Here is a 12,114-nt window from a genome sequence, read left to right as displayed (position 1 = left end):
TTATCGGATTGCGATAGATTATTATGCGGGCCGTTTTGGGTGTGGACGGTGAGAAAGAGCGTGCGCGCGCAATGTAATACCGACGTGCGATGATTGTGACTCATCAACCCTCCCCGACGGGGAGGGTTGATTGGAGTCACGCGCCTCCAATCAAGGGGAGGGGGAGCGAGGCGAAGCCGAGCGTCCACGCTGGCGTGGTACACCCCCACCCAACCTCCCCCTCAAGGGGGAGGAGTCTGACAGGGCACGATCATGCAGCTTGGTATAACATGGCTGGCTGCGAGTAGGACAGTGGCCCTGCCGTGCGTCTGGTGGGTGGTAATTCCTCCACCTCCGTTCGTTTCGAGCGAAGTCGAGAAACGGGCGCGCGCCGGTTTCTCGACTTCGCTCGAAACGAACGGATCAAAGTGAAGTCCGCGCGCCGTAGTGCGCAAGACGAGGCTACCGCCCCAGCACCCGCGCCACCGCGACAAATTCCTCGACGCTGACCGTTTCGGCGCGGCGTTGCGGGTCGATGCCGATTTCGGCCAGCGCATCGAGCGCGCCGGGCAGGCCTTTCAGACTTTGCCGGAGCATCTTGCGGCGCTGGCCAAAGGCGGCGGCGGTCAGGCGTTCGAGATGTTTGAGTTGCACACCGTCCGGCGCGGACTTGGGCGTCAGGTGGACGACGGCGGACATGACCTTGGGCGGCGGGGTGAAGGCGCTGCGGTGGACCTTCATCGCGATACGCGCATCGCTGCGCCATTGGGACAGGATGGCAAGGCGACCATAATGGTCGGTGCCGGGCTGGGCGACGATGCGTTCGGCGACCTCCATCTGGAACATCAGCGTCAGGGTGGACCACCAGGGCAGCGGCTCCCATGGGGCCGACAGCCAGCCGATCAGTAGCGCGGTGCCGACATTATAAGGCAGGTTGGCGATGATATGTGCGCCATCCCCCGCTTCAGCGCGGGCGTCGATCTCCATCGCGTCACCCGACAGGATGCGCAGTTGCCCCGGAAAGGCGGCGTCCAGTTCAGCGAGCGCCGGCAGGCAGCGCCGGTCACGCTCGACGGCGACCAGCCTGGCCCCCGCGCGCAGGATGGCGCGGGTCAGGCCGCCGGGACCGGGACCGACCTCGAACGCGGGCTGGCCGTCGATCGCGCCGGGGACGGCGGCGATCCGGTCGAGCAATTGTTCGTCGAGCAGGAAATTCTGCCCCAGCGCCTTGCTGGCCTGAAGCCCGTGTGTGGCGATCACCTCCCGCAGTGGCGGGAGCTTCATCTTGCCCTCAACAGACATAGGCGGCACGCGCGCGGGCTGCGTCGGCGGCCATGCGCAGCGCGGCAATCATCGCGCCGGGATTGGCGCTGTCGGTGCCTGCAATGCCAAAGGCGGTGCCATGGTCGGGCGATGTGCGGATGATCGGCAGGCCCAGCGTGATGTTGACACCATCGTCGAAATTCAACGTCTTGATCGGGATCAGCGCCTGATCATGATACATGCACAGCGCTGCATCATAGGCTTCGCGGGCGCGGGCATGGAACATGCCGTCGGCGGCCAGCGGCCCGACTATGTCATAGCCTTCGTCGCGCAGCGATTCGACCGCCGGGCGGATGATGTCGATTTCCTCACGCCCCAGCGCGCCGCCTTCGCCCGCATGGGGGTTCAGCCCAGCGACGGCGAGGCGCGGGCGGGCGATGCCGAAATTCTTTTGCAGTCCCTTGACCGTGGTGATGGCGCGGGCGCGGATCAGGTCGATGGTCAGCGCGGACGGGACTTCGCTCAATGGAATATGGATCGTGACAGGCACCACCTTGAGCGATGGTCCGGCCAGCATCATCACGGCATTGTGCGGCGACACGCCACAGCGTTCGGCGACAAATTCGGTCTGGCCGGGATGGGTGAAGCCCACGCCATACAGCTGTTCCTTGCCCACCGGCGCAGTGACGATGCCCGCTGCGGACCCCGACCGGGCAAGGCCGACCGAGGCTTCGAGCGATTCAAACGCCGTGCGCGCGCCATCGACGCTGGGGGTGCCGGGAATGATCTCCCCAGCCTGTCCGACTTGAAGGCAGGGCAGGGCCGAGCCGAAGGCGGCGGCGGCCTCCTCCGGCGCGCTGATCATTGCAATCGGGCCGAGCCAGACCGCGCGCAAAGCCGCGACGTCGCCTACCGCGAAGAAGGGCGGCAGGCCGCGCGCGTCGCGCATCACCCAGCTTTTGGCGACGATTTCCGGCCCGATCCCGGCGGGATCGCCAAGCGAGACCGCAAAGGGCAGCGGCGACTGGCCGACCGGGGGCGCGGCGTCAGTTATATTCGATGATCGCATCACGACGCAGATCGCGCAGATAGATGCGCGCACGCTTGTTGACCCGCTCTTCTTCCAGCTGCGCCATAATCTGTTCGGGATTGGGCGCATTGGCGGACGCCGGATCATCACGGCCACAGACGATCAACACGCGCACGCCGTCGGTGATGGAGCCGAAGGGGGGTGTGGCTTCGCCGACCTGGAGGTTGAGCAGGATTTCCTGCAACTGGGGCGGCAGGTCGCGCAGCTTCACATTGTCATTGTCGACCACGTCCGCGCCGATTTTTGCGCCGACCTCATTGGCCTGACCGCAGCCCTTGATCTCCTTGATCGCGGCGGCGAAACCTGCGGCCTTGGCGCTCGCCTGCTCCTTGGTCGTGCCTTGCGGGAACAGGACCGAGAGCTGTTTCAGGCTGAGCAGCGAATCGCGCGGATCGGCGGTCAGCACCTTGCGCTTGTCCATCACGTAGATCAGCGACACGCCGCCTGCGACCTCGATTGGCCCGGCAATCTGGCCAACCTGCATGTCGGCGGCAGCGGTGGCCAGTTCGGGCGGCAGCTGGACCGGGCGGACCCAGCCCAGATCGCCACCGACCGCTGCGGTCGATGCTTCGGAAAATTGCCGGGCATAAGCACCGAAGCTGCCGCCCTGCTGAATCTGCTGGATGATGTTGCGGGCGTTGGCGAGTATCTGTTCGCGATTTTCCGGGGTCGCCGACAGATAGATTTCGCCGATGCGCAGCTCGTCGCTGCCCTTGGCCGCGTTCAGCCGGTCGACCACCGACTTCACTTCATCTTCCGACACATTGACGAAGGGCTGGATATTGCGCCGTTGCAGGCGGCTCCAGGCCAGTTCGCCCTCAATCTGGCGCTTGATGCTGGCAGCCGAACTGCCTTGTGTGCGCAGATAGGCGTCGAACTGGGTCGGCGACTGGCGGAAATTCGCCGCAACCCGCTCATAGCTTTGCTGGATTTCGGCCGGATCGACCTTGATGTCGTTGGCGGCGGCTTCCTGAATCTGGAGCGTTTCGTCGATCAGGTTGCGCAGCACCTGCACCCGAAGACGCTCTTTTTCTTCCGCTTCGACCTTGCCGCCATTGGCGGTGATGATCAGCGCGAGGCGCTGGTCGATATCCGTGCCGGTGATGATGCGGCCGTTGACGATCGCCGTGGCCTTGCGGACATTGGGGTCGCTCTTGCCAAAGACGGTGACGTCCTTGGGCAGGTTGAGCTGCTGGCTTGCGACGTCGCCGCCATCATCGACCGTCTGCGCGGAAACGCCCTGCACCCCGACGCCAAGCAGCGCGGTGGACAGGAACAGGGTGCGCAGGGCCGAACGAACGGCCGGAAACATGCGGGTGGGCGTGGAAACGACAGGCAGCATCGTCGGCAAATATCTCCAATACGGTCCGGCACGAATGCGCCAATCCGCCTGAACCAGCCCTGACAGGGTAGCGGGAAGGGTGATCCTTATATGCCAATATTGCGGAAAGCTAGCCGAAGCTGGAAAGCATTGCCCTTTCGCGCGTCGCCATTGGCCTGATAGTCGCGCCGCCAGGTGAGGCCGAGCGTCAGACAATCATCCTCATAGGCGATGCCCAGGCGATGGCGAACCGGTTCATACCCATCTGCAATGCTGAGCGGATCTTCCTTCCCATCGGTCAGATCAATCACCGTAGAGCCGAACACCGACCAGAAGCGCGCGAACTGGATACGCCCGCCCAGCCGCAATTCTTCCCGGTCCTGCAAATCCTCCAGCGCGGCCAATGCATCGCGGTTGAGCCGCAGATAGCCGACCATGGCATAGGTATTCTTGCTGCCCACGGTCGCGTCCAGCTCATTGCGGCGGACGGCCAGATGGTCCTTGTCCAGTCGGAACCGGTGGGTGAAGCTGATGAAATCCTTGTAGCGCACTGTCGTGCGGCCAACGATATCGGACGTGCGATCCGACAGGCCGGTGCCGTCGGGCAATATGCTGGTGCGGCTGCTGAGGCGATAGCTTTGCCCGACGATGGTCTGGAGCGAGAAGTCGGGCAGGGCCAGGCTATATTCGATGCCATAGGTGATTCGCGTCGAATCCTCGAACCGGTCGTAGCCGGCAAAGCGGTTGAGCGCGAAGAGGTTGCTGTCCTCCAGATCGACGGCGCGGGCATCCTCATTGGGGAGCGAGAGGTTGGCGACTTTTGGCGCGGCGACGATCTGGACGCGCGGGGCGATCCGCTGCACCCCGCCAAAGGCTTCGCCGATGAAGGGCCAGCGCATGTCCACTGCGGCGGCGGCGATGCCGCGCGCCTGCCAGCCCGGATCGCCGGCATAGCTGGCGGTCGTCGTCAGCGCATTGTCGCTGCTGTGATAGGCGTCGCCGCGCAGATAGCCGGTGAAGGTCACTTCCTGCCCCATGCCGGTCAGCGTGCGCAGATTCCATTCGGCAGCGGCAAAGGCGCGCTGCGTATCCTGGCCATGGGTGCGGGTGATCGCCAGCGTATTGGCCTGCAATTGCAGCACGCCGCCCAGCAGCGGGTCTTTCAATCGCAGCCGATAGTCGATGACTGGTAGCGCGATCGGCGTCTGCCCCTGCGAATCGCCTGCGCGCAGGGTTTGCACCGCCCAGCCGCGCAGCGAGAAATAGCTGTTCTGGCCGATTCGCTGCGCGCCGAGGGTCGAGCGCAGCCGGTCATCGCGGCTGATGTCGTAGCGGCGCAGGAAGGTGCGGTCGCTGGCGAAGCGGATCGATCCATCGACGCTCCATTCCGGCGTCAGCTGTAATCCGCCGCTGGCGTCGAGATAAAAGCGAGGATCCTTTTCGGATGCGGCAGGCGTCGTGCCGCTGGTGTCGCCGGTGGCCACGCGGCTGCCATAGGTGGCATAGCCAGTGATCTGGTATGCGCCGCGATCATAGAGATGGCGAAAGCCCGCCTCCAGCATCGGCAGGCTGTTGCTATAGACGTGCGGGGTGACCGTCAGGTCGCGATTGGGCGCCAGCTTGAAATAATAGGGCAGTGCCACTTCAAACCCGTTGTTCCGGTCATAGCGCAGATTGGGCACCATCAGGCCGCTGCCGCCGCCTTCACCCACCGGATGGGACAGGCCGGGCAGCGGGATGAGCGGCAGGCCGAACAGCTCGATATTGGCGTTGGTATAGGTCACCCGCTCGCGCGTCGGGTCATAGACGACCTTGACCGCGTTGATCTGCCAGGTCGGTTCTTTGGGGCAGCCGTCGCTATCTTCCACCGCGCAGCCGGTATAGGCGGCGCGGTTGAGCGTGTAGATGCCGTTGGTGCGGGTGCCGGTCGCCGCTGCCAGCCGACCGCCCGACTGGAGCACCAGCAGCATATTGTAGACCACGCCGTCTTTGAGCGTATCGGTGACATCGAACCGGTCGCCATAGGCGATATTGCCGTCGGGATCGGTGACCGAGACATTGCCGATCGCCTCCACTTTGCCACTGGTGCGGTTCCACACGACCTTGTCGGCGCGCAGGCGATTGCCATCGCGCAGCAGCTGAACCGCGCCGCTGGCGGTGACGATTTCGCTATTGCTGTCATATTGCAGCGCGTCGGCGGAAAAGCCGATCTGGTCGTCGCTCGCCGGAACGGGGGCGTCGGGCGCGCTGATCGGCACCTGCGGTTCGTTGAGTTGCTGCGCCACCGCCGGGGCGGTGACCGCAAGGCAGGACAAAGCGCAGCCGATCAGCAGGGCAGGGCGCAAAGACAGGGACATAGAGGAGATAGCCAAAAGGTCAGGCCTCATGAAGGGGCGGTATCAGCGCCTGCCTATCGCACTGCTTGGCGCGCGCCGCAATCGCTGCGCTACGCTCTTTTCCGGCAAAATCGGTCGAACGCCTTTGCCAGACGGGGCAAGCCGCACTATTTGGCAAGGATTACGTCCCAAAGCCCGAACAAGAAAAGGTCCCTTGATGGATATCGCGATCAGCCCGACCCGTCCCGATGCCGACACTCTGGTCCTGGCCCTGCCCAAGGGCGCGCCGGACAGCCTGCCGGTCGCCGCATCCGCGACGCTGGTGGCGGGCGCTGCGGCGGCGCGCTTTGCAGGCGAAGCGGGCGCGACGTTCGAGAGCTTCGCGGATGAGGGCGGCAAGGTGCTGCGCATCGTCCTGCTGGGCACCGGCACGGGCAGCGACGCGGACCTGGAGCGGGCTGGTGGCGCGCTGACCGCACGGCTGCTGACCAGCGGCGCGGCCCATGCGGCGGTCGAATTTGTCGGCGGCGCGAGCGGCGAGGGCGCGGCGCGGCTGGCGCTGGGCGCGTTGCTGCGTGGCTGGCGGATCGACACCTATCGCACCCGGCAGCCGGAAAAGGCCAAGCCGACACTGGCGACGGTGACCATCGTATCGGCCGATGCCGGTGCGGCATGGGACAGGCACGCGGCGGTCGCGGCGGGCGTGGCCCTGACCCGCGAACTCGTGTCGGAACCGGCCAATATCATCTACCCCGAAAGCTTCGTCGCGCGTTGCCAGCATCTGGCTGAGCTGGGCGTCAAGATCACCGTGCTGGATCGCCCGGCGATGGAAGCACTGGGCATGGGCGCGCTGCTCGGCGTGGCGCAGGGGTCTGTGCGCGACGCGCGGATGCTGGCGCTGGAATGGGACGGCACGAATGGCGCGGCCGAAAAGCCGCTCGTGTTCGTCGGCAAGGGCGTGACCTTCGATACCGGCGGCATATCGATCAAGCCCGCCGCCGGCATGGAGGATATGAAGTGGGACATGGGCGGCGCGGGCGCGGTCGCAGGCGCGATCAAGGCGCTGGCGGGACGCAAGGCCAAGGCGCATGTCGTGGGCATTTGCGGGCTGGTCGAGAATATGCCCGACGGCAATGCCCAGCGCCCCGGCGACATTGTGACATCCATGTCCGGCCAGACGATCGAGGTGATCAACACCGATGCCGAAGGGCGACTGGTGCTGTGCGACGCACTGACCTGGGCGCAAAAAACCTATGCGCCCGATACGGTGGTTGATCTGGCGACGCTGACCGGCGCGATCCTGGTGTCGCTGGGCGATCAATATGCCGGGCTGTTCTCCAACGATGACGGCCTGTCGGACGATCTGACAGCGGCTGGCAAGGCGAGCGGCGAACCGCTGTGGCGCTTCCCCCTGTCCGACGCCTACAACAAGCTGATCGACAGCCCGATCGCCGACATGAAGAATATCGGCGGCCGCTATGCCGGGTCGATCACCGCCGCGCAGTTCATCAAGCGCTTCATCGACGATGGCGTCAAATGGGCGCATCTCGACATTGCCGGCATGGTCTGGTCCGACAAGCCCGGCGCAACCTTCGACAAGGGCGCGACCGGCTATGGCGTGCGTCTGCTCGACCAGTTTGTTGCGGACAAGTTTGAGAGCTGATGCAGGTCGATTTCTATCAGCTGAGCCGCGATCCCGTCGATCAGGTGCTGCCCGCCATTGCGGCGCGCATCCTGGCCATGGGCGCGCGCTTGCTGGTGGTGGCGGACGAAGCGGACCGGCTGGAGCGGATTTCCGCCGGGCTGTGGAATGGCCCGCCCGACAGTTTCCTAGCCCATGGCCGCGCGGGCGAGGCCGGGGATGGGCATCAGCCGATCCTGCTGGGCGCGTCCTGCCATGCGGCCAATGGCGCGCGCCACGTCGCGCTGGCTGACGGGTTGTGGCGCGAAGAAGCGTTGGATTTCGATCGGGTTTTTCACTTTTTCGACGATTCAACGATCGAGGCGGCGCGGGCGAGTTGGCGGGCGTTGGCCAAGCGCGACGGGATCGAAACCCGCTATTTCAAGCAAGACGGCCGCAAGTGGCTGCAAATGGCATAGAAGGGGCCAGGGTGAAGCCCCTTGCGGCCAGGCCCTGCCCCGTCTAAAGGCGCGCCCAGCATTTCCAACCATTCGGAGTATCGAGGGCCATGGCCGTCACGCGCACTTTTTCGATCATCAAGCCCGACGCGACCCGTCGCAACCTGACCGGCGCTGTCACCAAGATGCTGGAGGAAGCCGGTCTGCGTGTCGTCGCATCCAAGCGCATCCGCATGAGCCGCGAACAGGCCGAAGGCTTTTACGGCGTCCACAAGGAACGCCCCTTTTTTGCTGACCTGGTTGCTTTCATGATTTCCGGCCCCGTCGTCGTCCAGGTGCTGGAAGGCGAAAACGCCGTGCAGCGCAACCGCGACATCATGGGCGCGACCAACCCCGCCAATGCCGACGCCGGCACGATCCGCAAGGAACTGGCCGAATCGATCGAAGCCAATTCGGTCCACGGTTCGGACAGCGAAGAAAATGCCGCGACCGAAATCGCCTTCTTCTTCAAGCCGGAAGAAATTGTCGGCTGATCCACGCTGCGGCGTGAGAATGAATAAGGGCCGGGGAGCGCGTGCTTCCCGGCCCTTTTTTTGACTACACAGCCTGCGGTGGCACTTCGAACCGGTCGATCACCCAATCTTCGGCCTGTGCGCCGCCGATCCATTCCTGCATCCACGGGTGCGCGATGATGGCGTGCATATAGGCCTCGGCAAAGCGGGCCACGGGCAATTGATAGGTGATGAGGCGCGTGACCACCGGCGCGAACATCACGTCGGCGGCGCCGAACGGGCCGAACAGGAAATCGCCATCCCCGCCATGCCGGGCGCGGGCCTGTGCCCATAGCTGCATCAGGCGGGCCAGATCCTGCTTGACCGCTTCGGACGGCGGCACCGCATCGTAAATCTGGCGGATATTCATGCTATGCTCGCGGCGTAGCGCGGCGAAGCTGGAGTGCATTTCGGCGGCCATCGACCGGGCCATGGCGCGCGCGGCGGGATCGGCCGGCCAGAATTTCTCATTCCCGGTCTTTTCATTGAGATATTCGACGATGGCCAGACTGTCCCACACGACAATATCGTCGCCATCCCACAGGATCGGCACCTTGCCGGACGAGGGCGCAAATTCGTCGCCTTCGCGCCGTTTTTCCCACTCCTCATCATAGAGGGGGACGACCGCCTCTTCAAAGGGCAGGCCGGACAGCTTGCACGCCAGCCAGCCGCGCAGCGACCAGCTCGAATAGGCCTTGTTTCCGATAAACAGCTTCATCATGCCGCTGCTTTAGCCGCAGCGGCGCGCATAAGTCGAGAGCGGGAAACCAGCGACGGAACAGGCCGAGCCGGAATCCAATCCACAATAATTCTGGTTTAATTTTCAGATATGTAATGAAAATGAGATGAGCGGTAAGGCCCCCAGGAAGGCCCCAGTTCGTTCTTGCTGGAATCGGGAATCTCATTGGTTTCCCAATTACTTATATCAGAATGGCAGATACGAGGGAAGGACCATGAATGGAACTGGGTAGGCGGATCAGACAGGGGGGCTGCCAGTATCCATGGCGGGCTTGCTCACCGGCTGACGATCCCACTCTGTCTTTTCGTCGGGTCTTGCTAATGGCCGATAAGCGAACGTCGCTTTGGAGGGGGGGCGGATAGCCGCCGTTCGCGTTGCGTCGCTTCCGGTAGCAGTCGACCGATTGTGTTGAAAAGCCCGCCGCTGAGATCGAGGCTTAGTGCAGCTTAGGCACGCTCTGGAGGGCTCGTCCCCTTTATGCGGGCGGTGGGGTGGCGGGCCTCAGGATGAGCTTAGCCATCTTGCGGAGGTGTTGAGCGGTGGCTGCGAGGAGGAACTCTTCTCTTGCGCCGTTTGGACCGCGCAGGCGGTCCAGCCTCAGGATGCGCTTGAGGTGCGTGAATAGCATCTCCGCTCGCGGCGGGATGTGACATAGGCGTCAGCTTTAGGCAGATCCCTTGCCAAGTCACGTGCGCCTTCGTCGAGAGATCGGGCAACTTTGCGGTTGGGCTGGCCAGAGCAGCATTACGGTTTGAGGGCGAATGCATCGCAGTCATATTTACTGGGGTCACTTCTCAGCGGCAATCAACACTCCCTGCTGAAAATTCCCGAAAGCACTCGTCCCACGCGAAAATTCCGACTATAAAGGGACTGTTTCGTTCGCCACGCCGCGACGTGAAGGTAACTATAAACCAACTTCGCACTGTGCAATGAGATCGCCTGGCAAGCTGGAAAAATTGATTGCTTTATTTTACAAGATTCTTTCATTTCATCAAAAACGATAATCGGCAAACTTAATTTATACGAAGGCTGGACAATAAAGAATAATAAATATGAATAAAAAAAACGAAACTATAATAATAATAGAGGACCACCCACTCTATGCATCTGCAATAGAGTCTTCGATACGTGAAATTTATCCTGATTGCGAAGTTTTGCTATACGAAAAAATTCAAGGTGTTGAAAATCAGAATTTTGATGGGCGTCACATTAAATTTATTCTTATGGATCTTATACTTCCAGATTCCGATGGGTATTCAGGAGTGGAGCGTATAATATCAAAATTCATGAATTATCCGGTCGCAATTATTAGCGGAAGAACTGAAGCAAATGTTTTACGAAAAGTACGGGCTTTAGGAGTAGTAGCATTCATTCCTAAAACCTTGTCTTTTAGCCAAATGACCATCGCTTTAAGAAAATTGTTTGCAGATGGCTCTTATTTTATGCCGAACTTGGATTCGCACGCCCATGTTGACGCTGAACTGCTTAGCCCGGCTGAAGATCGTGTCATGCAGTGTCTTTTGCTCGGCTTTGGCAACAAGCAGATTGCGTTTGAACTTAGCCTAGCAGAATCAACGGTTAAATCGCATCTTGCGAAAATCTTCAGTAAACTTGGCGTGACAAGTAGGTCGCAGGCGCTCATTCGCTATTCCCAAGCACGCGAATAACCTTTCAGCCTGTTTTACGGCTACCTGCCTGGAAAAGACCCGACCCTGGACGCTGCTGAGCGCCAGAGCCGGGCCACGCTCGACATTTGCGACCCGAACGTTGGCACCATCTAGCGCTGCGTATGCTGTGGATGAAATAGTCCATTCGATGGAATGTATATGGCTCGTTCCATCGAACGGACTATTGCACGCGGTGGCCGTGCAAGCGATTGCGCTATCTGAGATTTTCCAGAGCCACGCCATGAAAATATTAATTGCAGATGATGACGAGCTTTACCGCGAGTGGTTGAGGATGGCCCTCACAAAAGCGGGAGCGTCCGTGACGGAGGTCGTCAACGGTCTGGCGGCTGTTGATGCGGCACAGGCCGCCAATGGCTTTTTCGACGCCATTCTCATGGATATGCGAATGCCGTTTCTGGACGGGCTGGAGGCCGCCAAGCAGATCCGTCAATTCGATAGCCATGCTCGAATTGTGATCATGACCGCCGCAAATCGAAGCAGTCCGGACTATCGAATTGCGGCTGAGGAATTTGATGCCGTTTTAAGCAAGCCCATTGATCTGAGTCAACTCTATGTCAACCTTGGCTTGGCGTACCGCGACAATATGGAATTTGTAACATCACATAATCATGTGACGCATCATCTCAACCAAGTGCGGATTAATCAGCTCACAAAAAGCTACGGGCATGAATCAATATGTCGCCTTCTGCGCCTAACCCAGCAGAAAACGCGGGAGCATATTCGTGATTTTCATATCACTCTTGTAGATCATGACTATCAACAATTGGCATTCTTGGCCCGGAATTTGTTAACGACGCTGGAAAAATATTGCGACGATGGGCTAGTTTCCAGCATCCTTGCACTTGAAGGTGCTGCGATCCGGGGCGATGGCATGGCTTCCGCTCTCACAATCGTTGAAAAGCGGACAAGGCACATGATGCTCGAAATTGACGTTCTCCTTGATCTGCCTGACCCAACTTGAACAGTGCTTTTGGAAAAGGCATTTTTGTTCAATGACATGCACGCACCGGCGCGAGTGTTACCACTACATTTTTGGGTTTGGTTGAGCTTGCAGAGGCTCAGGTTCGC

Annotated in this window: 10 protein-coding genes and 1 pseudogene; 5 read left to right on the top strand and 6 right to left on the bottom strand. The window is 61.2% G+C overall.

The window, feature by feature from the left end; all coding sequences use genetic code 11:
- Positions 1–441: 441 nt before the first annotated feature.
- The 4 genes from rsmA to lptD all read right to left on the bottom strand — a co-directional run bounded on the left by rsmA (position 442) and on the right by lptD (position 6,010).
- Positions 442–1,281, bottom strand: coding sequence for a 16S rRNA (adenine(1518)-N(6)/adenine(1519)-N(6))-dimethyltransferase RsmA (gene rsmA, locus Q0D44_RS09425; protein ID WP_294136170.1), 840 nt, complete (start codon positions 1,279–1,281; stop codon positions 442–444).
- Complete coding sequence (gene pdxA, locus Q0D44_RS09420; RefSeq protein WP_294136168.1) at positions 1,271–2,311, bottom strand: 4-hydroxythreonine-4-phosphate dehydrogenase PdxA; 1,041 nt, start codon at positions 2,309–2,311, stop codon at positions 1,271–1,273. Before pdxA ends, rsmA begins: the two co-directional genes overlap by 11 nt.
- Positions 2,289–3,674, bottom strand: a complete 1,386-nt coding sequence (locus Q0D44_RS09415; protein ID WP_294135779.1) for a peptidylprolyl isomerase — start codon at positions 3,672–3,674, stop codon at positions 2,289–2,291. Before Q0D44_RS09415 ends, pdxA begins: the two co-directional genes overlap by 23 nt.
- A gap of 86 nt (positions 3,675–3,760) precedes the next feature.
- Complete coding sequence (lptD, locus tag Q0D44_RS09410) at positions 3,761–6,010, bottom strand: LPS assembly protein LptD (protein ID WP_294135777.1); 2,250 nt, start codon at positions 6,008–6,010, stop codon at positions 3,761–3,763.
- Positions 6,011–6,206: 196 nt separating this feature from the next.
- Here lptD and Q0D44_RS09405 point away from each other — a divergent pair, with 196 nt between their 5' ends.
- From Q0D44_RS09405 to ndk, 3 genes are all read left to right on the top strand, one after another.
- Positions 6,207–7,652 carry a leucyl aminopeptidase gene (locus Q0D44_RS09405; protein WP_294136166.1) on the top strand — a complete coding sequence of 482 codons (1,446 nt, stop codon included), beginning with the start codon at positions 6,207–6,209 and terminating at the stop codon, positions 7,650–7,652.
- Positions 7,652–8,089, top strand: coding sequence for a DNA polymerase III subunit chi (locus Q0D44_RS09400; RefSeq protein WP_294135775.1), 438 nt, complete (start codon positions 7,652–7,654; stop codon positions 8,087–8,089). The genes Q0D44_RS09405 and Q0D44_RS09400 overlap by 1 nt, the downstream gene beginning before the upstream one ends.
- An 89-nt stretch (positions 8,090–8,178) precedes the next feature.
- Positions 8,179–8,601: a nucleoside-diphosphate kinase gene (gene ndk / locus Q0D44_RS09395; protein ID WP_006953431.1), complete on the top strand. Its 423-nt coding sequence runs from the start codon at positions 8,179–8,181 to the stop codon at positions 8,599–8,601.
- A 64-nt stretch (positions 8,602–8,665) separates the two neighbouring features.
- Here ndk and Q0D44_RS09390 read toward each other — a convergent pair whose 3' ends face one another.
- Both Q0D44_RS09390 and Q0D44_RS09385 read right to left on the bottom strand, forming a co-directional pair.
- Complete coding sequence (locus Q0D44_RS09390) at positions 8,666–9,340, bottom strand: glutathione S-transferase family protein (protein WP_294135771.1); 675 nt, start codon at positions 9,338–9,340, stop codon at positions 8,666–8,668.
- Between the two features lie 493 nt (positions 9,341–9,833).
- Positions 9,834–10,114, bottom strand: a pseudogene (locus tag Q0D44_RS09385) (IS5/IS1182 family transposase); the annotation flags it as partial.
- Positions 10,115–10,410: 296 nt separating this feature from the next.
- Here Q0D44_RS09385 and Q0D44_RS09380 point away from each other — a divergent pair.
- Complete coding sequence (locus Q0D44_RS09380; protein ID WP_294135770.1) at positions 10,411–11,025, top strand: response regulator transcription factor; 615 nt, start codon at positions 10,411–10,413, stop codon at positions 11,023–11,025.
- A 193-nt stretch (positions 11,026–11,218) separates the two neighbouring features.
- On the top strand, positions 11,219–12,007 hold the full coding sequence (locus tag Q0D44_RS09375) for a response regulator (RefSeq protein ID WP_294135768.1): 789 nt from the start codon (positions 11,219–11,221) through the stop codon (positions 12,005–12,007).
- Positions 12,008–12,114: the final 107 nt, after the last annotated feature.

Origin of the sequence: Sphingobium sp. (genome assembly GCA_023266575.1) — a bacterium.
In the GTDB taxonomy this organism is placed as follows: domain Bacteria; phylum Pseudomonadota; class Alphaproteobacteria; order Sphingomonadales; family Sphingomonadaceae; genus Sphingobium.
This window is presented reverse-complemented; position numbering and strand designations above follow the sequence as displayed.